This is a genomic window from Paraburkholderia sediminicola (genome assembly GCF_046027355.1).
Classification (GTDB): Bacteria; Pseudomonadota; Gammaproteobacteria; order Burkholderiales; family Burkholderiaceae; genus Paraburkholderia; species Paraburkholderia sediminicola_B.
In genome coordinates this window covers 87570-109656 of record NZ_JAQQEK010000024.1, presented here as the reverse complement: position 1 = coordinate 109656, position 22087 = coordinate 87570, and the positions used below count along the sequence as shown (strand labels likewise).

The following is a 22087-nucleotide window of genomic DNA, read 5'->3' as shown; positions in this document are numbered from 1 at the left end:
CAAGCGGGTTTCGAGTGAATGTGCGATTCGGCGTCCTTTCATTCGACGGATTTGAAGCCTGGGAGCAAGCGCGCATCACAGATTGACTTGCATGGAAGCTGTTCTTCAAAGAGCTCCCATTCGATGACTATGAGGAAGTGCCTCCCAACATGAGCATTATGAGGTCTTTCGTGAGCGGGCGGTCATTGACGTTGTTGTACTGGGAATTTGTGGAATCTAAGGCGATGGATGGAATTCTACGAGGCGAAGCTTATGCATTGATCGCAAGGTGCTTGTGATCGAGAGAGATTGTGGCGACGATGGACTCAAATTCGGAGAACAAGTCGGGCTGGTGGCGCTGTAAATAATGACGCGCGGGCTCGTTTTCGAGGAGCTTGGCGAGGTAGCCTTTGGCAAGAACCAGGTTTAACACGTCTTGACCGTACGTCTGTTCTACTAGCTTGTACTGATCCTGGAGATTGGTCATCTCGGATTCCATCTTCAGCATTTGCTCTGAGCTGATTCCTGTTAGCTTCTTGGGTTTTTTGCCGGCGAGAAGGCCTGTAGCGGGGGTTGCAACAAGCAGCGCCTCAGCGTACCGAACGGTTACGCTGTTCGCCGCAACCATTAGTTCCACACATTCAACCTGTCGCGTTGGCTTCATTTTACGAAGCACCCGTGACAGCTCTGCCGAGAACTGCCGGTCCCCAAGAAGTTCTGCTGCTTCCGTGCATATACCATCAAGGAGCGACATTTTCTTCACGATGGAAGACACGTCTACTGCGAGGGCTTTTGCAAGGCGTTCTGGTGAAACGCCCCGCTCGACCACCTTGCGGATCATGCGGTGTTCCTGGATCGTGGATAGCCGGTTCAGTCGATTGTTATAGGTATAGCATTCATCATCTGTGGCGACCAGGCACGCAGCATCCGAAAACGCCAGCTCCCGCATAGCAAGTAAACGTAAATGGCCATCGAGCACCACATGCTGTCCAGAAGCATTGTCTGCTGCAGTCACGGACAGTGGTTCGATAAGCCCGACTTCTTTGATGGACGCAGTGATCTGTTTAAACTTTCGTGATCCAAAAACCTGCGCTGACAGCTTTCTTGAGGGAAGAAGGTTGTCAAGGGATACCAACAATGGTTCGGGAATGAAAGCCAGTGTAACGCCCGTCATGCTGTGCTCCCACTGGACCACACGCGTTCGGAAAGATATTTCGGCAACGTTGCTAGTCCCTCCGCACGTAGGAGATTGATGAAGTTTTCGTCGGTATAAAGTTGCCGAAGCGCGCCAACGACAAAAAGCAGACGCTGCTGCGCGAACTCGGCCTTCCGTACCATCGCTTTCTGACGTGCGACTTCGGTTTGATATGCCCGCAAGAGACTTGAGCTGCTTACCTCCGCCGTTTTGGGGGACATAATCCGGCTGGCGGAACGTCCAAGCGTTTTTCTTCGCTCTATGATGCGTCGGGCCACCATCAAGGGCTTACCACGTAATTTTCCGGATTCGTACGCATCCTGAAGTGCTGCCTGAACAGCCGCATCATTGTCCCCGGCGCCAGCGATCATGAGTGCCGCAGTCAGTGAAATGCGACCGGCCTCCACTGCTATCACCAATCTCTCTTCATCCTGATGAAGCAGTCTAAGGATTCCAGCAACATAGTCCGGTTTCAGCCCTGTTTTCTCAGCAATTGCTCTGGCGCCGTAGCCGTGTTCCTCTAACCGTCGAATTCCAGCAAGAAGCTCAAGTGGACGGTAGCAACGTCGGGCAATATTCTCAGCAAGGCTCATGATGAATGCATCTTCGTCGCTGACATCAACGACCAGCGCGGGGATTGTTGTCTCACCGAGTGACTTGTACGCTTTAAGTCGACCCTCTCCACATACGAGGAGGTATTTTTCCGCGTCATCGGAACCGACGCGCGGTGTCACCTTGATCGGTTTTTTCAAGCCGACGGCCTGGATGTTTTTAACGATCTCGCCGAACGTATGGTTATCACGTTCCCGCGGATTGATAACTTCAATCCTGTCTATCGGGATCATGCGGACCTCTTCGGTTTGCTGCGAGTAGCTCACGCTGTTCTCCTCAACTTTGAGCGTTCGGCCATGCCGTAAAGATATTCGAGCGTATCGAACCGGTAGCTTTCGAATTCGATGGGATTCCGATCGGCCAGGCGAATGCGGGGTTGGCCGAAATCGAGGCGCGGCAGCAGGTAGTAATCAAGCGCAGCAGAATTCTCATGATTCAGCCGTACGGCAACTGTGATGTCAGGCAGTAGGCTCGTATCAAACCTGATCTTCCAGTGATTGTGGGACGGCACCTGCGTCTGGCATCGCGCAAGGACGAGACATGCCGTAAATTCATCATTAACGGTTAGAAGGTCGGTGGCCGGATCGCGTCTGACGGCTCCGCCGAGGTCAGCAATTTTCCTTTCAGTTTGCGCGACAATCTCTGGGTGCATCTGGCGGAGGAAGCGGTTCGTTTCGATATAACGATAGTCGCGGCCAGGTGTAAAGCCGACGGTTTGATAGGCACGGATAAGACTGCCGAAGCGATACATGTAAACGGAGGTCGATGGCATGCCTTCCGTTTCGTCGATTACAACACCAGACAGGTAGCCACGATTGCGATACAGATTGCGGAGGCGATCGATCAGTTCCTCATTTGAATAGCGCCGCGCGCGTGCCCGCATGATCCCTTGGGCCGTATAAAAGGATTCGCTTGCGATAATTGACTGGAACGCGCCGTCCTTCCGGATCCACATATCCGGGGTGTTTATTACACGCATCTGCTTAAGCTTGAAAGAAACGCGGTTATAGACGTTGTTTCCGATATATTTTTCGTTAGTCAGCACTTCCCGTATGGTGGCTCGCGTCCATTCACGGTCAAGGTCTGTACGCACGCGCATACCGTTGAGGCGAGCTGCAATTTCATACTCATTGAGCGACTCTTCAATGAACCACGCGTAGATGAGTTTGATGATGCGAATCTCGCTGTCAGGTCCAGGCATCAGGATGACTCGGTCAGTCTGCAGACTCTTGCGCTCACCTCGGGGCAGTTCTCCCTTCATCAGGCCGTGTTGGTCAATCAACATCCTACGCAAGCCATAACCCGCTGGCCCGCCTTGCCGAAAGCCTAGTTCGATCAAGCGGCACTGACCCGCAAATACCTTTGCCGAAAGCTCTCGACTATACTCGCCGGCCATCGCGCGCTTTACTCCCTTAACGATGGTTGAGACCGGCGATCCGTCATTCTCGAACTGCTCCGCGCAGTAGGCGACCTGAATACCTGCGCGTCGGCAGATGTATTCGTAGTAGGCGCTTTCGTCCGCATCCTGGAAGCGCCCCCAGCGGCTCACGTCATAGACAAGAATTGCCCGAAAGTCAGCGTTACCACTTTCCACGTCACGGATCAGTTGCTGTAGCGCCTGCCTCCCGTCGATCCTGAGACCACTTTTCCCCTCATCGGCGTACGTGCGTACGATCTCGATTCCGTGTCGCGCTGCATACTCCCGGATTCTGTCGCGCTGGTTTTCCGTCGAATACTGCTGATGCTCGGTCGACATCCGCACATACTCGGCAGCCCGCGCCGTCGGAGCCTGCTTGCCAGCTACATCGCCTGCGTTGTCGGGTGACATGGTCCTGCTCCAGGCAGAATCATTCCCCCCTCTCGGAAGCTGCCAGCTCGGTCACATCGACCATGGCAGATCCCTGCTTTAAAAAAACTACATCGCGGATCGCGTCCGACGATCGGTTGAGAGCGGGTACAGGTACAAAAGTAGCAGGTGCCACGCACTTGTCGATCACATCCTCTCTTTGCAATCAGGAGCCGAAGGCGTACCAGGTGGAGACAGCACAGTGATATGGACGATGTACGCGTTCATCTTTGCAAGCGCCTCCTCGGATGCGCGGCGCAAAACGTAGAAGCCGGATGACAGCGGTCGTGCAAACGGAGACGTGTCCATGTTTGCAATCACGCCCGAACGTCGTCGCGCATTTCGCTTGAGTTGCAAGACGGAGTTTCTTTTGCTGTAGGCAGGATGGGTCGCCCGGTACTGCCGCCAGTAATCGGGGTGTCGCGCACGCCAGCTCGCCTGCGCACGAAGCTGGTTTTCGCGATAGTCCGCGTCGGCGCGCATGTGTTGCCGTTGCCATCGCCGACGTCGCTCTCGCTGGCAGTTCGGGGCCGAACAGAAACGTTGATTTGGGACGTGAGATAGGGGATGGAAGAGGCTGCCACAGGCGACGCAACGGCAGGCGTTATTCATCACGCGCTCCATACGTGGAATAGTCATCTGGAGCTCGTTGGCAGCCGGGCATCCAGCCCGGCCGAGAAACGCTGACGTAGGCGAAGGCTGCGATCGTTCAATCAGCGCGTTTTTTGGACGGGTGACTCAGTCTAACGAATTCGCGGCACAAATCCGGGCAGTCCAACTATTTCGGTTTGGGCCGAGAAAACAATTGTTCCGAAAACGTTAGCAAGTTATTGATTAATAAGGGAGGCGAGTCTAATGAATTCCGTTTCCCTGCAGTTTTCAGAGTTCGTGAAAAAATTCTCACTGAGATGAAAATTATTTCTCAGTGTTTATGAAAACTTAGAGCATTGCTATGGCCCGGTCGGCGATATACGTCTTCCGGGCCATTTTATTTTTTAGGCCAAAAACCTTATCCCGAGACAAACGAAATCTGCAAATCAATAAATGTTGTACATTGCGCTGGTGAAAATGATCGCGCAATAAAAAATGAAATTTTCCTGGAACTACAAAGCGTTGCGAATTAAACTCAAGGCGACAGGTTCGCAGCACAAAATACTGCAATAGTTATTAATCGCAGGCCGACAATCAATAAAATGACGTCTCTATTGCAAAAAGATGCTAATTTTAAGCAGCACTGCGCTCGTCCATCGATTTTGACGGGTGCAAATAAAAGGAGGTCTGAATGTAAAAACGGAGCAAACCCCCTATTGGAAGCTTGCCCCGCTGGTGGGCGCTGACGCTACCCGATCTAGTCAATCAAAGTATCGTCAATCCCCCGCCCGCGGTCAAGTTTTTGCGCTCAATTTTTTCTGATCTCGCAAGTCGAGAGGGTTTAATGCGCCCTTTTAATTTGCAAGCGGAGCAAATCATGCAGAACAAACCGCATGCTGCCGTCGATATGACAGCCAAGCAGGGAATTCATCACACTACCGCGCGACAGGTAGTTCGGCCTACCGGAGGCATATTCCGTGGCCGTTTTCTGCGCCGAAACTCTTGCGGTCAAGTCAAGCGGGAATCCCAACAAACAAGGTTTCGGGTTGACGTGCTGACCTCGGCCACGACGCAAGTTCTTGCCGTTCACTCAGGCGATTCCGGGCGAGACAGAGGCGGCGCGTTCAGACAGCAAAGGAAGCTGGTTACGCAGGTCAAAGCGATACGCGCCGCTTGACTGCGGATGCTCGTCGAATACCGCCGAGATAATGTCCTCTGCTGTCTTGTCCTGAAATATCCGCGCGTCACTGCGAAATTTCAGGAAATGCAGCCACGACGAAAAGCTAATCTGGTAAAGCTGAACGCTACCGTCCGAACCTAAAAAGCGTGCAGTGTGCACGTAGCCGTGACGCGGCAGATAAGACGAATCAGTCTGTTGAGTCCAGAGCGTCACCGGTTTCGCGATGAGGGATTTGAGCTCGATAGAATCTTTTAGCGAAGCGACATCGACAGTAAAGTCGTAGTTACGCCCAATGCGTGAAGTGCCGACCACGCGGACTGGCACTAGCGCATTTTCGCCCAGCGCAGTATCCAGTTTCAACAAGCGTCGAGATTGGTCCATCCCCGCGCCCAGCACTGTTGCCAGGTCATTTACCGTCATTTTCCAACTCCACCCCGGATTGCCACGCCGAATAATATGATGAAAATTCTTTCTGGACAATTTTTGTGAAACGCCGGTGCGCCCAGCTTACAAATTCGGAATTGTTTGCTAATAAGGAATGTCAGAGGTATTTTTTTCCGCCTCAGCGATGATTGCCCGGTTAGTAGGGGGAGTTAATTGAGCGGCCGACAGCCCGTATACATTTAATGCGTCGATGTTGTGGCGGCGGCACTCGCCTCATAATGCGTTCGGGGGTGCCGCTATTGATGAGCCACCAGTCTTCTCACCGACTTGGGTGTGCACTAGCGCGATTTTTTGTATTAGCCGCACAACTTTAACGGCGAGCTATCATGCGTGTAGCATTTTTCAACCTGGTCGATTGACCGTCGACTGTGGAACTAACCGCACCTTCCTGTTTTCCAGCCCAAATAAACATTGGTAGAGGCGGTGCCCCATAAAAATCGGCCCGAAAGTCTGGAAGCTTTGTTTCATGCAATGTGAATAGAAAGAGGTTGGAGCGACACTCATCCGGAGGAACGCTTGCGACCAAAGCCGGTATTGATGGAGTGAACGAACCACGCTCGGCGGCTGCTCGCTGCGTCACGCTGATACGAAGCCCTGCACCCCGGCCACGACTGTCGACAACTCCTTGCAGCCGACGCTATTCCACCGCACGGCAAACCGCGTCGCCACGCGTCGCGCCAAGAAGCGCATGTTCACGCCGAACCAAGACGCGGTGCGGTCGCGACGCCACGTCCCTCCAAGTTATCCACAGCCCCCTCTGGACAACTTTTGTACAAGCCACCTGACACGTTGTGGGTGAAACCTTGATAAAAACGCCACATCGCCAGGCCGCACAAAAGTTTTCCCTGGCTCCGTGTTCCTGTTCGCGCGCGCTCCGCAGGGTTATCGATTCCGCAGCGCCTTGATCCGTAAACGAAGTTTCAAGTTATCCACAGAAGGATGCGAGGCTTGTTAACTATTACTACGTATACATATACAAAGACTATAAAAACCAGAGAGGCACCCGCGCAGCACGCTGCACAAGCGAGCACCGGACAGGCAAACCCTCAAACCAACGGTAAGCAGATCTCCGTGATGAGATCCGCAGGCGCCGTATCCTTCGGGCTATTCAGATACTCCTCGAACACCGGCGCGTCGGCCGCTTCCCGCCCGGACTGCACGAGCCACGTCCCGTACAGCCACTCGTACGCGGCACGCATATCGCTATAGGGTCCTTGATGTCGCAACACCGCGTACTCACCACCCTTCACATGCGCCACGGAAACCGGCGGACTCACCGTGACGGACGCCTGAACCGGATGCGGCAACAACACACCAGCCTTCGACCGCAACTCACTCTCCGCAACAACGCCCGGATCGTCGTAGTAAACGCCGATCATGCGCATCTCAGCGGCGAGTAAATTGTGTTTTGCGAGCCAGCCGAACAGCGCATCGAATGCCTTGCCGATCTGCATATACGGTCCAACGTGATCCACCGATAAAACCTCCACCGGCTCCACGTGACGAATCACCACTTCACGCATCGTCATTTGATCGTCTCCTGATAGCGCCGGCCGAAACCGGCTATGAGTGCCTTGCTTGCGATACTGCGCTGGCGGCATGCCGAACGCCGCGCGAAAAGTGCGCGAGAAAGATTGCAGGCTGCTGTAGCCGGAGCGCTCGGCAATTTCCGCGATCGGCATGGAACCGTTCGCCAGATAGCCGGCCGCGCGATGCAGCCGTAAACGCCGCACCGTGGTGGCCACCGTCTCGCCATACATCGCCTGATAAATCCGGTGCCAGTGATACGGCGACAGACAGGCGATTTCCGCTAGACGATCGATGTCGAGCGGCTCGTCGAGATGATCGTAAATATGGTCGAGCACGCGGCCGAGCCGGGTTTCATAGCGAGCCCGATTACCTGAGTCAGTCATGGCTGGGTGAACACAAAATGAGCACAAAAATTGTCGAACGGATGCGAACGAAAGTACCACGTCCCCATTTACCAAATCCTGCGAACTTCGCCGTTAACGCGATGCACAATTAAGCGTTCACTGACACTATGCCAGCCAGAACTTTGCCGAATTTCGATAACACCTCGAATAATGGCTCACTACTATCGGCTGAAGCCTGTCTGCCCATGCGCCGCAAAGCCTTGCGGCGTCGAGCTGGCGGCACCATCAGGGAGCGTCCGATGAAATCAGAGTCCAAAAATCAGCACGTCGGCAAAGTCACGCATCACGAGCTGAAGCAGACGCTCGGCACGTGGCAACTGTGGGGCATCGCGGTCGGCCTCGTCATTTCCGGCGAGTATTTCGGCTGGAGCTATGGCTGGGCGAGCGCCGGTACCCTCGGCTTCGTCATCACGGCGATTTTCATTGCCGCGATGTATACGACGTTCATTTTCAGTTTCACCGAGCTCACCACATCCATTCCGCATGCGGGCGGTCCGTTCGCCTACGCTCGTCACGCTTTTGGTCCAACCGGCGGTTATCTGGCCGGCGCGGCGACGCTCGTTGAATTCGTGTTTGCGCCACCGGCCATCGCGCTCGCGATCGGCGCGTACTTGCACGTGCAGTTTCCGGGCCTCGAACCGAAACACGCGGCGATGGGCGCGTATCTCGTCTTCATGGCGCTGAATATCGTCGGCGTGCAGATCGCCGCGGCGTTCGAGTTGTGCGTGACACTGCTCGCGATCTTCGAACTGCTGGTTTTCATGGGCGTCGTGTCGCCCGGTTTTCAGTGGTCGAATTTCACCAAGGGCGGCTGGTCCGGCGCCGACACCTTCAGCATGGGTTCGTTTCACGGCATGTTCGCGGCAATTCCGTTCGCGATCTGGTTTTTCCTCGCGATCGAAGGCGTGGCGATGGCTGCCGAAGAAGCCAAAAACCCGAAGCGCTCGATTCCGATTGCCTACGTCGCCGGCATTCTGACGCTGGTGGTGCTCGCCATCGGCGTGATGGTGTTTGCCGGCGCGGCAGGCGACTGGACCAAGCTGTCGAACATCAACGATCCGCTGCCGCAGGCGATGAAATTCATCGTCGGCGAACATAGCGGCTGGATGCATATGCTGGTGTGGCTCGGCCTGTTCGGATTGGTCGCGTCGTTCCACGGAATCATCCTCGGCTATTCGCGGCAAATCTTCGCGCTGGCTCGCGCCGGCTATCTGCCGGAGTGGCTCTCGAAGGTGCATCCGCGCTTCAAGACGCCGCATCGCGCGATCATTGCGGGCGGCGTGGTCGGTATCGCGGCGATCTATAGCGACGAGCTGATCCAGTTCGGCGGCCAGACGCTGACGGCGAACATCGTGACGATGTCTGTATTTGGGGCTATCGTGATGTATATCATCAGCATGTTGTCGCTGTTCAAGCTACGGCGCACCGAGCCGGACATGGAACGCCCGTTCCGCGCGCCGCTGTTTCCAGTCTTTCCGGCGTTTGCGCTGGTGGCCGCGGTGATCTGTCTGGCGACGATGGTCTACTTCAATTTTCTGGTGGCGATCGTGTTCGCGATCTTTCTCGCGCTGGGCTACGTCTACTTCCTGATGACGCGCCATCAACGCGAAGCCGCGCCGGCGGACGCCTTGCTCGAGGAATGACGGATCGAGCCGCTGCGCAAGCAGCGGCGATGGAGTCGTAAAGATGAGCTACACCGAGACGATCGGCAGCCGCACGTATCGCTTTGCCGATCTGAAAACGCTGATGGCGAAGGCCAGCCCGCAACGCTCCGGCGACCAGCTCGCGGGCGTGGCGGCCGCGAGCGAGGAAGAACGCGTCGCGGCCAAGATGGCGCTCGCGCAGGTGCCGCTGCGCACCTTCCTCAACGAAGCGCTGATTCCCTACGAAAGCGACGAAGTCACGCGTCTCGTGATCGACGATCATTCGCCGCAGGCGTTCGCCGAGATCTCTCACCTCACGGTCGGTGACTTTCGCAACTGGCTGCTGAGCAGCACGACCGATGCCGACGCGCTCACGCGTATCACCACGGGCCTCACGCCGGAGATGGTCGCGGCGGTGTCCAAACTAATGCGCAATCAGGATCTGATCGCGGCGGCGCGTAAACGCCCGGTGATTACGCGCTTTCGCAATACGGTCGGTTTACCGGGGCACATGTCGGTGCGTTTGCAACCGAATCATCCGACCGACGACGTCAAAGGCATTGCCGCCTCGATGCTCGACGGCCTGATGTACGGTTGCGGCGACGCGATGATCGGCATCAACCCGGCCAGCGACAATCTCGCCGCGATCACCAAGCTGTTGCTGATGATCGACGACTTCCGCCAGCGCTATCAGGTGCCGACGCAATCGTGCGTGCTGACACACGTCACCAATACGATTGCCGCAATTGAAAAAGGCGCGCCGGTCGATCTGGTGTTTCAGTCGATTGCGGGCACGGAGAAAGCGAACGCGGGCTTCGGCATTTCGCTCGCGCTGCTGCAGGAAGCGTATGAAGCGGGACTCTCGCTGAAACGCGGTACGGTCGGCAACAATCTGATGTACTTCGAAACCGGCCAGGGCAGCGCCTTATCAGCGGATGCGCATTTCGGCGTGGACCAGCAGACGTGCGAAGTGCGCGCCTACGCGGTCGCGCGCAAGTTCAATCCGTTCCTGGTGAACACGGTGGTCGGCTTCATCGGACCGGAGTATCTGTACGACGGTAAGCAAATCACACGCGCCGGTCTCGAAGATCACTTCTGCGGCAAACTGCTCGGCGTGCCGATGGGTTGCGACATCTGCTACACCAACCATGCCGAAGCCGATCAGGACGACATGGACAACCTGCTCACGCTGCTCGGCGTAGCGGGCATCAACTTCATCATGGGCATTCCAGGCGCGGACGACGTCATGCTCAACTATCAAAGCACGTCGTTCCACGACGCGCTTTACGTGCGGGACGTGCTCGGTTTGCGCCGCGCGCCGGAATTCGAAGAATGGCTGGAGTCGATGCAGATCACCGACGCGCGCGGCGCGTTGCTGAGCGCATCGACACAACAACCTTTGCTGGAAGGCGCGCGCGACTGGATGGGCATTGCATGAGCGACTTCCTCGAAAAGAATCCATGGAATGCGCTACGGCAGTTTACCAACGCGCGTATCGCGTTGGGCCGTGCGGGCAATAGCTTGCCGACCGCGCCGCTGCTCGCATTCAACCTGTCGCACGCGCAGGCGCGCGACGCTGTGCATCATCCACTCGATACGGACGTGTTGCACGAGCAATTGCGCGCGCAAAACTTCAAGACGCTCGACGTGCATAGCGCCGCGCCGGATCGCGAGCACTATTTGCGGCGTCCCGATCTTGGGCGACGTTTATCGGAAGAGAGTCGCGTGGCACTGGCAGCGGTCCCGAACGATTCGCCCGAGGTGGTCTTCGTGATCGGTGATGGACTTTCGGCGTTCGCCGCGTCGAAGCAATCTCTTCCGCTGCTGCAAGCTGTCGTTCCGCGCCTCGCGGATTGGAAAATCGGCCCGGTCGTGGTCGCGCGCCAGGCGCGCGTCGCGCTGGGTGACGAGATCGGCGAGTTGCTCAATGCAAAACTGGTGGTGATGCTGATCGGTGAGCGACCGGGTTTGAGTTCGCCCGATAGCCTCGGTATCTATCTGACGTACGCGCCGAAAGTCGGCTGTAGCGACGCGCAGCGCAACTGTATTTCGAATGTGCGTCCCGAAGGACTCGACTATCCGTTGGCCGCGCACAAGCTGCACTATCTGCTGACGCATGCAAGGCGTTTGGGGCTCACCGGCGTCGGCCTGAAAGATGATAGCGACGCGCTACTGGCAGAGACGCCAGCGGCGCCCGCGGTCAGCGACGATTCAAACCCAGGCGCAGCGTGAAACGATCAAGCATCGACGCGCTCCACCGGATGCGTTTCGAGCCACGCATTCTCGTGGTCCTCAAAAAGACGGGAGCGTGTCAGAAACCGTAAACCACTGGGCCGCTCCAGAGAAAACATTCCGCCATTGCCCGGCACCGCGTCGATGATCAACTGCGTGTGCTGCCAGTACTCGAATTGCGATTCGCTCATGTAGAACGGCACGCCCGCGATCGTGCCGAGTTTGACATCGGACGAGCCGACCATGAACTCACCCTGAGGAAACATCATCGGGGCGCTGCCGTCGCAGCATCCACCGGATTGATGGAACAGCACCTCGCCATGCTCCGCGCGCAACTTGTCGATCAACTCGACAGCGGCCGGCGTTGCGATCACGCGGGCGACTTCTTTCTCATCAGCCATCACATGCCCTCGCAGAAAAAAGAGCGAGCCACACAAGGTGGCCCGCTCGAACAGGAACGCGACGCTTAGAAGAAACCGAGCGGCTTGTCGCTATAGCTGACCAGCAGGTTCTTGGTTTGCTGATAGTGGTCGAGCATCATCTTGTGATTTTCACGACCGATGCCCGACTGCTTGTAGCCACCGAATGCCGCATGCGCCGGATAAGCGTGATAGCAGTTGGTCCACACGCGGCCTGCCTGAATCTGCCGGCCGAAACGATAGGCGCGCGTGCCATCACGCGTCCATACGCCGGCGCCTAGACCGTAGAGCGTGTCGTTGGCGATCTCGAGCGCTTCTTCTTCGGTCTTGAACGTTGTGACCGATACCACCGGTCCGAAGATCTCTTCCTGGAAGATGCGCATCTTGTTGTGGCCGCGGAACACGGTCGGCTTCACGTAGTAGCCTTTGCTCAACTCACCGTCGAGCGCATTGCGTTCGCCGCCGATCAGGCATTCGGCGCCTTCCTGTTTGCCCAGATCGACATACGAGAGGATTTTTTCAAGCTGTTCCTGCGAGGCCTGCGCACCGATCATCGTTTTGGTATCGAGCGGATGCCCTTGCGTAATCGCGGCGACGCGCTTGAGCGCACGCTCCACGAAGCGGTCATAGATCTTTTCATCGATCAATACGCGCGACGGGCATGTGCATACTTCGCCCTGATTCAGCGCGAACATCGTGAAGCCTTCGAGCGCCTTGTCGAAATAGCTGTCGTCGGCGTTCATCACGTCGTCGAAGAAAATATTCGGGCTCTTGCCGCCGAGTTCGAGCGTGACAGGAATGATGTTCTGGCTCGCGTACTGCATGATCAGACGGCCAGTCGTGGTCTCGCCGGTAAACGCGATCTTGGCGATGCGCTTGCTGGACGCGAGCGGCTTGCCGGCTTCGAGACCGAAGCCGTTCACCACGTTCAACACGCCGGCGGGCAGCAAGTCCTGAATCAGTTCGATAAGGACGAGAATCGACGCGGGCGTTTGCTCGGCCGGCTTGAGCACCACGCAGTTGCCGGCAGCGAGTGCGGGCGCGAGCTTCCACACGGCCATCAGGATCGGGAAATTCCACGGAATGATCTGGCCGACCACGCCGAGTGGTTCATGAAAGTGATACGCAACGGTGTCGTGGTCGATCTCGGAGATCGAGCCTTCCTGCGCGCGCACGGCGCCGGCGAAATAGCGGAAGTGATCGATGGCGAGCGGAATGTCGGCGGCCATGGTTTCGCGCAACGGCTTGCCGTTGTCGATCGTCTCGGCCACGGCGAGACGTTGCAGGTTCGCTTCCATCCGGTCGGCAATGCGGTTCAGGATGTTTGCGCGATCGCCAACTGAGGTCTTGCCCCATGCTGCTTTCGCACGATGAGCGGCGTCGAGCGCGAGTTCGACATCGGCTTCGCGCGAACGCGGAATCGACGTAAACGCTTCGCCGGTGATCGGCGACACGTTGTCGAAGTACTCGCCGCCCGTGGGCTTCACCCATTCGCCGCCGATAAAATTCGCATACTGCTTCTTGTACGGGAATTCGGTGGTCAGGAATTGCATCTCTGCGTGATTCATCTGTGTGCTCCTCACATGTTTGAATGGGCTGTATTCGGCTCGATATATCGCTTGGCCGCGAGAGGCTAGAGCCAGAAGTGTGCCAATGCACCGCGCTGGTGACCGTTGCACGCGTAGTAGGCACTCGCGCACGGCATCGGGCGACACGCTGTTCAACCGGCGCAAGGTGAACGTTTCGTTTCTGAGCAGCGTGTGCAGCGCTGTTCATCAGTTGAACACTGGCTTTGATGTCTGCCGATACAAAGGCGTGAGCAGGCATCGGATCCGTTCGGCATGGGAATTGCCTTCTCCTTGCCTTCGATCCTCCTCGATATTCCGTTTGGGCAGATCCGGTATGACGATTGACACTCTCAGCGACACCCTGTCCAGTCCGACGCTCACGCCGCAGCCGAGCTTCCGCGTGCAAACCTGCGTCGCGCACGATGCCGACGAGCAGGCGCGCAATCTGCATGGCTGGAGCCAGACCTACGACCAGTTGACGGCAGGGTGTTTTGTCGGCGGCCTGACGGAGTTGTGCCTCGATCACATGCAGGTGTTCGTCGAAACGACCAGTCATACGCTGCGACAAACCTGCGAGGTGCAGAAGGACGCGTACTGGTTCGGCATCCCGACTTGCCCTGTGGGTTCGGGGCGCATCGACGCGCAGGTGATCGCCGGCGATGCGCTCGCGTTTCGTCCGGGCGGCATCGAATTCGAACTGCTGACCTCGGCGGGTTACGAGATTTTCGGCGTGGTGGTCAAAGGCGAAGTGCTGCGCCGTTACGCGGCGGAAGTGGAGCGCGTCGGTCTGGCCGATCATGTGCCGAACGCGCAGGTGGTGCCGATCGGCATGGCTCGCAAGCAGCAGTTGTGCGCCACGCTACGGCAGTTGCTCGATGATGGCGCGGCGCACGGCACGCCGCTGTCTGCAGTCGCGCGCAACAATCTGCAGGCGTCGGTGCTGGCTTTGCTCTTCGACGTCGGCGCGTTGCCTGCGTCGGAGCCGCTTGCGATGCCGGCGCGTCCACGCCGTCAGTCGATCGTGTCGGAAGCGCGCGACTATGTGCTGGTCAATCGCGAGCGGGCGGTGAGCGTGCCGGAGTTGTGCGAGCAACTGCATGTGAGCCGGCGTACGCTGCAATACTGCTTTCAGGATGTGCTGGGCATGGCGCCCGCCGCATATCTGCGCGCGATCCGCCTGAATGGGGCGCGGCGCGATCTGTCGAATGCCTCGCGTGAATCACGCTCGGTGCAGGACGTCGCGGCGGCGTGGGGCTTCTGGCATCTGAGCCAGTTCGCAACCGATTACCGGAAGCTCTTCGGCATGCGGCCTTCGGATACGTTGAAGGCGGCGATGGGCGCACGTCACGATCAGATCGCGGATGAGCGCTCGTTCGCTCATTGACTTCAAGGCAGGCGTCGAGCCGTTTCTGCCTGCGGGCGCGCGCTCACCTGCGCAACAACCGCAGCCCGTTCGCGACCACCAGCAGACTCGCGCCCACATCGGCGAACACGGCCATCCACATCGTGCCCAGACCGGTCACGGCCAGCACGAGAAAAACGCTCTTGATGCCGAGCGCGAGCGTGATGTTCTGCACCAGCACCGAATGCGTCGCCTTCGACAGGCGAATGAACGACGGAATCTTGCGCAGGTCGTCGTCCATCAACGCGACGTCGGCGGTTTCGATTGCCGTGTCGGTGCCCATCGCGCCCATCGCGAAGCCGATGTCGGCGCGCGCCAGCGCGGGCGCGTCGTTGATGCCGTCGCCGACCATGCCGACCGTCGCTCCGTCGTTCGACCACTGCGCGACTGCGTTCAGCTTGTCTTCTGGCAACTGATTGCCGCGCGCTTCGTCGATACCGACCTGCTCAGCGATCGCGGCAGCGGTGTGCGGGTTGTCGCCGGTAAGCATGGCCGTGCTCACGCCGAGCCGCTGCAATTCGGCGATGGCGGCGCGGCTCGTCTCCTTTACCGTATCGGCGACGGCGAACAGACCGAGCACGCGTTCGGCGTCCACTAGCATCACGACGGTCTTGCCCTGGCTTTCGAGCGCGTCCAGCCGCGCTTCGAGCGACGCGGAGCAGCGTCCGAGTTCTTCGACCAGCCGATGATTGCCAAGCCAGTACGGCAAGCCGTCGATCTCGCCGCGCACGCCGCGTCCCGCGAGCGCCTCGAAAGCGTCGACTGCAACGTTGGTGATGCCGTCCGTCTTTGCTGCTACCGCAAGCGCCATCGATACGGGATGATCGGAGCGCCCCGCGAGACTCGCCGCCAGCGTGCGGCAACGGACGACGTCGATCTCGGCGAATATTTCGAACTCGGTTTGCACGGGCTTGCCGTGGGTGATCGTGCCAGTTTTGTCGAGCGCGAGACGGGTCAGTTTGCGGCCCTGCTCGAGATACGTGCCGCCCTTGATCAGAATGCCTTTGCGGGCCGCCGCGGCAAGACCGCTGACGATGGTCACCGGCGTCGAGATGACGAGCGCGCACGGGCACGCGATCACCAGCATCACCAGCGCCTTGTAGACCCACGCCTGCCACGATCCGTCGAACAACAGCGGCGGCACGATGGCCACGGCGAGCGCGATGGCGAACACGATCGGCGTATACACACGGGCGAACTGATCGACGAAACGCTGCGTCGGCGCCTTGGTGCCTTGTGCTTCCTCGACTGCGTGGATGATGCGCGCGAGCGTCGTGTTGCTCGCCGCGGCGGTGACGCGATAGTCGAACGAGCCGGTCTGGTTGATCGTGCCGGCGAATACCGCGTCGCCTACGGCCTTGTCGACCGGTAAGCTTTCGCCGGTGATCGGCGCTTGATCCACACTCGAGCGGCCGGTCACGATCTCGCCGTCGAGCGCGATTCGCTCACCCGGTTTCACGCGAACCACGGCGCCGAGCGTGATTGCCTTCAGATCCATTGATCGCCAACTGCCATCGGGCTGCTGCACGCTCGCCTGTTCGGGCGTGAGCTGCATCAAACCCTGGATCGCATTGCGGGCGCGGTCGAGCGACTTCGCCTCGATCAGTTCGGCGATGGTGAAGAGCACCATCACCATCGCGGCTTCCGGCCATTGGCGCAGGATCAGCGCGCCGGTCACCGCGATGCTCATCAGCGCGTTGATGTTCAGGTTGCCGTTGCGGACGGCAAGCCAGCCCTTCTTGTACGTCGTGAGGCCGCAGGAGACGATGGCGAGGATCGCCAGACCCGCCGGCAACCAGGCCGGCGCGCCGAGCCAGCCAGCGGCCTCTGAGCCTGCCGCAGCCACACCGGCGAACGCCAGCGGCCACCACGGCGTGGACGGTGCGTGCGGCGCTGCCGTGGGCGCGGCGTCCGGACCGGCGTCCGCGAGTTCGGGCGTGAAGTCGAGCGAACGTAGCGCGGCGAGGATCGAGTCGAGCGCCTCCGGCGCATGGACGACCGTCAAGACGCGCTGCATCAGGTTGAAGTCCATGCTGCGCACGTGCGGCATGCGACTGAATTTCTTGCGGATCAGCGCTTCCTCGGTCGGGCAATCCATCTGCATGATGCGGATGGCGGTGCGCACGTTGCTGCCGATGGCCTCGGATGGCGGCAGTGGGAGCGGCGCGGACACGGCGGCCGTGGTCCCGGTTCCTCCGCAGCACGCCGAGTCTGCATCACCGTGGGCGTGCGCGTGGCGGTGGCTGTCATGACCATGGTCGTGATCATGCGCATCGTGGCCATGACCGCAGTTGGCGTCGTCATGGGCATGAGCATGCCCTTCGTGCCCGTCCGCACGGGATTTCGCCCGTTCGAGGCGGTCGGCTTCGGCGTGGTCGGCTTGAGGCATGGTGGCTTCCTGGTTCGATTTGTGGTCTAGTAAACACCTTGAAGCCACTACAAGGTCAAGGCCGCCATCCGGAGGGTCCATGAAAATCGGCGAATTGGCGAAAATCGCCCATTGCACGACCGAAACCATCCGTTTCTACGAAAAAGAGGGCTTGTTGCCCGAAGCGGAGCGCACCGAGGCCAATTACCGCAGTTACACGGCGAAGCACGTCGAACGGCTGCGTTTCATCCGTAATTGCCGCGCGCTCGACATGACCCACGACGAAATCCGTGCGCTGCTGCGTCTGACCGACGCACCGGCGGACGGCTGCGGCGGCATCAATGCCTTGATCGACGAGCACATCGCGCACGTCGACATGCGCATCGACGAACTGAAGCAACTGAAAGCGCAATTGACCACCTTGCGCGAGCAATGCCACGGCGAACAGGCCGTGGAAGACTGCGGCATCGTGCAGGGTCTCACCGACATGGATGTGAGCGCGCCGCGTGCGCGGCATACGCATCTGGGTTGACGTGCTTTAGCCGTCGCCACCTTGGCAGCAACCGTCCCATTCACGGCCGGGCCGTGCGTACGGCTCGCCGGACAAGCAATCGAATCCAGTTGGAGAATCAACGTGTTTACCTGTAGAAACCAGTCCTGCCAGGCGCAGTGGGAGCAATCGGACGTCGTCATCAAGAACGAAGGACAGGGCCTCCTGTTCCGTTGTCCGATGTGCGGCGCGCGCAATTACGTCGAGCGTTTCGACGGGGACGATGGCTCGGTGCTGTACGAGCAGATCGAAGGCCGTCCCGCCACCGGCCCCATGGCCGAATAAGTCTTTTGCCCTTTGCCGCCTTAGCCGCTTTATCCGATTGCGAGCCATTACCCTATGAACAGTCCCACCACCGCCGGCGCGCCGTTTAGCCAGCTACCGCTGCCGCCCGCGACGCTCGCCAACCTGACGCAACTCGGCTACGTCGAGATGACGCCGATTCAGGCCGCGAGCCTGCCGATCGCGCTCGCCGGCCACGATCTGATCGCCCAGGCGAAAACCGGCAGCGGCAAGACCGCGGCGTTTTCGCTGGCACTGCTGGCGCGTCTCGACGCGCGCACCTTCGCCGTGCAGGCGATGGTGCTGTGCCCGACTCGTGAACTCGCCGATCAGGTCACGCAGGAAATCCGCCGTCTCGCGCGCGCCGAAGAAAATATCAAGGTGCTGACGCTGTGCGGCGGCACGCCGATGCGTCCGCAAACTGCGAGTCTCGAACACGGTGCGCACATCGTGGTCGGCACGCCGGGCCGCATCATGGATCACCTCGAACGCGGCAGCCTGCCGCTGCAGTCGCTCAACACGCTGGTGCTCGACGAAGCGGACCGCATGCTCGACATGGGTTTCTTCGACGATATCGCCACCGTCGTGAAGCAATGCCCGAAAGAACGGCAAACGCTGCTGTTTTCGGCGACGTATCCCGAAGGCATCGTCAAACTGAGCCAGCAGTTCCTGCGCAATCCGAAGGAAGTGAAGCTCGCCGAGCGGCACGACAACACCAAGATTCGTCAGCGCTTCTATGAAGTGACCGAAGACGGAAGGCTGCATGCCGTTGGTCTGCTGCTGAACCACTATCGCCCGGTGAGCACGCTGGCGTTCTGCAACACCAAGCAGCAATGCCGCGATCTGCTCGACGTGTTGCGCGCGCAGGGTTTTCATGCGCTCGCGCTGCATGGCGAACTCGACCAGCGTGAACGCGATCAGGTGCTGATCCAGTTCGCCAACCGCAGCTGCTCGGTGCTGGTGGCCACCGACGTCGCCGCGCGCGGTCTCGACATCGCGCAACTCGAAGCCGTGATCAACGTCGACGTGACGCCGGATCCGGAAGTGCACGTCCACCGGATCGGCCGCACGGGCCGCGCCGATCAGGACGGCTGGGCGCTGAGTCTGGCGAGCATGAACGAGATGGGCCGTGTCGGCAGTCTCGAACAGGCGCAAAAGCGCGAGGTCGAGTGGCACAAGCTGTCCGAACTCACCGCGGCGAGCAATGAGCGACTGTTGCCGCCCATGGAAACGCTGCAGATTCTCGGCGGCCGCAAGGAAAAGATCCGTCCCGGCGACGTGCTCGGTGCGCTGACCGGCGAGGCGGGTTTCGCCGGCTCGCAGATCGGCAAGATCAACGTGACGGAAATGTCCACCTATGTGGCGGTGGAGCGCAGTGTCGCGCGTGAAGCGTTGCGCAAGCTCAGCGCCGGCAAGGTGAAGGGCAAGAAGGTCAAAGTCCGCCTCATGGACGAGGCCTGATAGGCGGCGAGGCCGGTCGCGAGCGCTCCGCTAGCGGCCGGCCGCATCACATATCGTCATACCTCTGCAGTTTCCCACGCTCCTCGCGCAGCCTCGTTTCTTCCTCGAAAGTACCGATCTGACCGGCTTTGCCCGTGGCGGCGCGCCTTCGCGTGAGCCATGACGTAAATGCATGCCGCGCATGACAAAGTTTCGATTGTGACGGTTCTTTGGCTGATGCCTAATCACCAAACCGGAAGGGACCGCCGCGCAGTTGGCCGTTCCGTGAATCCGCTGCCGGATGGAGAAAGGGAGAAAGCCTTATGCAGAGCGCCACGCAAGCCCGCTCGAAGTTGCCTGATGTAGGCACGACGATTTTTACCGTGATCGGCCAACTGGCCGCTCAGCACGACGCGCTGAATCTGTCGCAAGGCGCGCCGAATTTCGCGCCGGACGCCAAACTGATCGATGGCGTCGCTCAAGCCATGCGCGCCGGTCATAACCAGTACGCGCCGATGGCCGGCATCGCCGCCTTGCGCGAAGCGCTCGCCGACAAGGTCGCCACGCTATACGGCGTGCGCTACGACCCGGCCAGCGAAGTGACCGTGATCGCCAGCGCAAGCGAAGGTCTGTATTCGACCATCAGCGCATTGGTGCATCCGGGCGATGAGGTGATCTACTTCGAGCCGTCGTTCGACAGCTACGGCCCGATCGTGCGGCTGCAAGGCGCCACGCCCGTTGCGATCAAGCTGTCCTTGAGCGACTTCCGGGTGAACTGGGACGAGGTCGCCGCCGCGATCACGCCGAAGACTCGCATGATCATCATCAACACGCCGCACAATCCGACGGCGACCGTGTTCAGCGAAGCCGACGTCGAGCGCCTGAAGGCGATTACGCGCAACACCGATATCGTGATTCTCGCCGACGAGGTGTATGAACACGTGGTGTTCGACGGCGCGAAACATCAGAGCATGGCTTGTCATTCCGAGCTCGCGGAGCGCAGCGTGATCGTCTCGTCGTTCGGCAAGTCGTATCACGTGACCGGCTGGCGCGTCGGCTATTGCCTCGCGCCCGCCGAGTTGATGGACGAGATTCGCAAAGTCCATCAGTTCATGGTGTTTTCTGCCGATACACCGATGCAGTACGCGTTTGTCGACGCATTGGCCAATCGCGAAAGCTACCTCGGCTTGTCCGCGTTCTATCAGAAGAAGCGCGATCTACTCACGGAGGCACTGCGCGATTCGCGCTTCGAGTTGTTGCCGAGCGAAGGCAGCTTCTTCATGCTCGCGCGTTTTCGCGGCTTCTCCGAGGAAAGCGACAGCGATTTCGTGCTGCGCTTGATTCGCGATGCACGTGTTGCGACTATTCCGCTGTCGGCGTTTTATACCGATGGTACGGACTCCGGCTTGATCCGCCTGAGCTTCTCGAAGGATGACGCGACTTTGATCGAAGGCGCGCGGCGTCTGTGCGAGATTTGAACGGGAAGTTTGCGCGCAGCGGCTGCATTTTTGAACGCAGTATGATCGTCGCGCGGGCACGCATCAGGGCGCCGCTAGGCGGCGTGACAACAAATTCGAAGGGACAGGGATCTGCTATGAAATTGCTCAAGCCTCTTTTGGCGCTGGCCTGTGCATTCGCGTCGCTCGCGGCGTCGTCTGCCGCGAGCGCTGCCGAACCCTCGACGCTGCGTTTCGGCCTCGAAGCGCAGTATCCGCCGTTCGAATCGAAAGGCCCGAACGGTGAGTTGCAGGGTCTGGATATCGACGTCGGCAATGCGGTTTGCGTCGCCGCGAACATGACGTGCAAATGGGTCGAGACCTCGTTCGACGGCCTGATTCCGGCGCTGCAGGGCCGCAAGTTCGACGCGATCAATTCGGCGATGAACGCGACCGAACAACGCCGTCAGGCGATCGATTTCACCACCGTCGTGTATCGTGTGCCGACGCAGTTGATCGCCAAACGCGACAGCGGTCTGCTGCCGACGCCCGCCTCGCTGAAGGGCAAGCGCGTGGGCGTATTGCAGGCGTCGATTCAGGAAAACTTCGCGAAGACGCATTGGGAATCGGCTGGCGTGGCCGTCGTGCCGTATCAGGACCAGAACCAGGTTTATACGGATCTCGTGGCGGGCCGTCTCGACGCTACGCTCGTGCTGGCGCCGGCCGGCCAGACAGGTTTTCTGTCGAAACCGAGCGGCAATGGTTACGCCTTCGTGGGTGAACCGGTGCGCGACGACAAGATCCTCGGCAGCGGCATTGCATACGGAATTCGCAAAGGTGACACGGCATTGCGTGACCGCTTGAATGCGGCGATCGCGAAGGTGCAGGCCGATGGCACGGTGAAGACGCTGGCCGCGAAATATCTCGGCAACATCGACGTGACGGCAAAATAGTCTTTCGCGTGTG

At 59.2% G+C, this 22087-nt stretch carries 20 protein-coding genes; 10 read left to right on the top strand and 10 right to left on the bottom strand.

The features are described 5' to 3' along the window. Window positions 1-250 precede the first annotated feature (250 nt). The 7 genes from PQR42_RS32415 to PQR42_RS32385 form a co-directional block, all read right to left on the bottom strand. Complete coding sequence (locus PQR42_RS32415) at window positions 251-1153, bottom strand: plasmid partitioning protein RepB C-terminal domain-containing protein (protein WP_408494446.1); 903 nt, start codon at window positions 1151-1153, stop codon at window positions 251-253. Then, window positions 1150-2052: a ParB/RepB/Spo0J family partition protein gene (locus PQR42_RS32410; RefSeq protein ID WP_494478187.1), complete on the bottom strand. Its 903-nt coding sequence runs from the start codon at window positions 2050-2052 to the stop codon at window positions 1150-1152. The genes PQR42_RS32415 and PQR42_RS32410 overlap by 4 nt, the downstream gene beginning before the upstream one ends. Continuing rightward, the gene (locus PQR42_RS32405) at window positions 2049-3614 is read right to left on the bottom strand and encodes a recombinase family protein (protein WP_408494444.1); all 1566 of its coding nucleotides are present in this window, start codon (window positions 3612-3614) and stop codon (window positions 2049-2051) included. The genes PQR42_RS32410 and PQR42_RS32405 overlap by 4 nt, the downstream gene beginning before the upstream one ends. A 165-nt stretch (window positions 3615-3779) precedes the next feature. Further along, window positions 3780-4115: a hypothetical protein gene (locus PQR42_RS32400; RefSeq protein WP_408494442.1), complete on the bottom strand. Its 336-nt coding sequence runs from the start codon at window positions 4113-4115 to the stop codon at window positions 3780-3782. A 949-nt stretch (window positions 4116-5064) separates the two neighbouring features. Further along, window positions 5065-5313 (bottom strand): hypothetical protein, encoded by a 249-nt coding sequence (locus PQR42_RS32395; protein WP_408494440.1) that lies wholly within the window; start codon window positions 5311-5313, stop codon window positions 5065-5067. After that, the gene (locus tag PQR42_RS32390; protein WP_408494438.1) at window positions 5314-5823 is read right to left on the bottom strand and encodes a contractile injection system protein, VgrG/Pvc8 family; all 510 of its coding nucleotides are present in this window, start codon (window positions 5821-5823) and stop codon (window positions 5314-5316) included. 1070 nt (window positions 5824-6893) lie between these two features. Further along, window positions 6894-7760 carry an AraC family transcriptional regulator gene (locus tag PQR42_RS32385; protein ID WP_408212439.1) on the bottom strand — a complete coding sequence of 289 codons (867 nt, stop codon included), beginning with the start codon at window positions 7758-7760 and terminating at the stop codon, window positions 6894-6896. A gap of 260 nt (window positions 7761-8020) precedes the next feature. Here PQR42_RS32385 and eat point away from each other — a divergent pair, with 260 nt between their 5' ends. The 3 genes from eat to eutC are packed head-to-tail and all read left to right on the top strand — an operon-like array spanning window position 8021 to window position 11656. Beyond that, window positions 8021-9424 carry an ethanolamine permease gene (gene eat, locus PQR42_RS32380; protein ID WP_408212268.1) on the top strand — a complete coding sequence of 468 codons (1404 nt, stop codon included), beginning with the start codon at window positions 8021-8023 and terminating at the stop codon, window positions 9422-9424. Window positions 9425-9467: 43 nt separating this feature from the next. Next, complete coding sequence (locus tag PQR42_RS32375; protein WP_408383792.1) at window positions 9468-10862, top strand: ethanolamine ammonia-lyase subunit EutB; 1395 nt, start codon at window positions 9468-9470, stop codon at window positions 10860-10862. Then, a complete protein-coding gene (eutC, locus tag PQR42_RS32370) occupies window positions 10859-11656 on the top strand; it encodes an ethanolamine ammonia-lyase subunit EutC (RefSeq protein ID WP_408212273.1) in 798 nt (265 codons plus the stop codon). The genes PQR42_RS32375 and eutC overlap by 4 nt, the downstream gene beginning before the upstream one ends. A 5-nt stretch (window positions 11657-11661) precedes the next feature. On the opposite strand, the gene PQR42_RS32365 is transcribed toward eutC, so the two are convergent. Next, window positions 11662-12057, bottom strand: a complete 396-nt coding sequence (locus tag PQR42_RS32365) for a DUF779 domain-containing protein (protein ID WP_408212276.1) — start codon at window positions 12055-12057, stop codon at window positions 11662-11664. Between the two features lie 65 nt (window positions 12058-12122). Further along, window positions 12123-13643: an aldehyde dehydrogenase gene (gene adh, locus PQR42_RS32360; RefSeq protein ID WP_408494435.1), complete on the bottom strand. Its 1521-nt coding sequence runs from the start codon at window positions 13641-13643 to the stop codon at window positions 12123-12125. A gap of 334 nt (window positions 13644-13977) precedes the next feature. Between adh and PQR42_RS32355 the strand changes: the two genes are divergently transcribed. Then, complete coding sequence (locus PQR42_RS32355) at window positions 13978-15027, top strand: helix-turn-helix domain-containing protein (protein WP_408383789.1); 1050 nt, start codon at window positions 13978-13980, stop codon at window positions 15025-15027. Between the two features lie 43 nt (window positions 15028-15070). On the opposite strand, the gene PQR42_RS32350 is transcribed toward PQR42_RS32355, so the two are convergent. Continuing rightward, entirely contained in the window at window positions 15071-17200 is a 2130-nt protein-coding gene (locus PQR42_RS32350; RefSeq protein WP_459252328.1) for a heavy metal translocating P-type ATPase, read from the bottom strand. Window positions 17201-17293: 93 nt separating this feature from the next. Here PQR42_RS32350 and PQR42_RS32345 point away from each other — a divergent pair, with 93 nt between their 5' ends. The 6 genes from PQR42_RS32345 to PQR42_RS32320 all read left to right on the top strand — a co-directional run bounded on the left by PQR42_RS32345 (window position 17294) and on the right by PQR42_RS32320 (window position 22074). After that, window positions 17294-17464, top strand: coding sequence for a hypothetical protein (locus tag PQR42_RS32345; protein ID WP_408212284.1), 171 nt, complete (start codon window positions 17294-17296; stop codon window positions 17462-17464). A gap of 49 nt (window positions 17465-17513) precedes the next feature. Further along, complete coding sequence (cadR, locus tag PQR42_RS32340; protein WP_408212286.1) at window positions 17514-17945, top strand: Cd(II)/Pb(II)-responsive transcriptional regulator; 432 nt, start codon at window positions 17514-17516, stop codon at window positions 17943-17945. Between the two features lie 102 nt (window positions 17946-18047). Further along, entirely contained in the window at window positions 18048-18248 is a 201-nt protein-coding gene (locus PQR42_RS32335; RefSeq protein WP_408212289.1) for a hypothetical protein, read from the top strand. 54 nt (window positions 18249-18302) lie between these two features. Beyond that, complete coding sequence (gene dbpA / locus PQR42_RS32330; protein ID WP_408383787.1) at window positions 18303-19706, top strand: ATP-dependent RNA helicase DbpA; 1404 nt, start codon at window positions 18303-18305, stop codon at window positions 19704-19706. A gap of 302 nt (window positions 19707-20008) precedes the next feature. Further along, window positions 20009-21163 carry a pyridoxal phosphate-dependent aminotransferase gene (locus PQR42_RS32325; protein ID WP_408212295.1) on the top strand — a complete coding sequence of 385 codons (1155 nt, stop codon included), beginning with the start codon at window positions 20009-20011 and terminating at the stop codon, window positions 21161-21163. Between the two features lie 116 nt (window positions 21164-21279). After that, window positions 21280-22074 (top strand): ABC transporter substrate-binding protein, encoded by a 795-nt coding sequence (locus PQR42_RS32320; protein ID WP_408383785.1) that lies wholly within the window; start codon window positions 21280-21282, stop codon window positions 22072-22074. Window positions 22075-22087 lie beyond the last annotated feature (13 nt).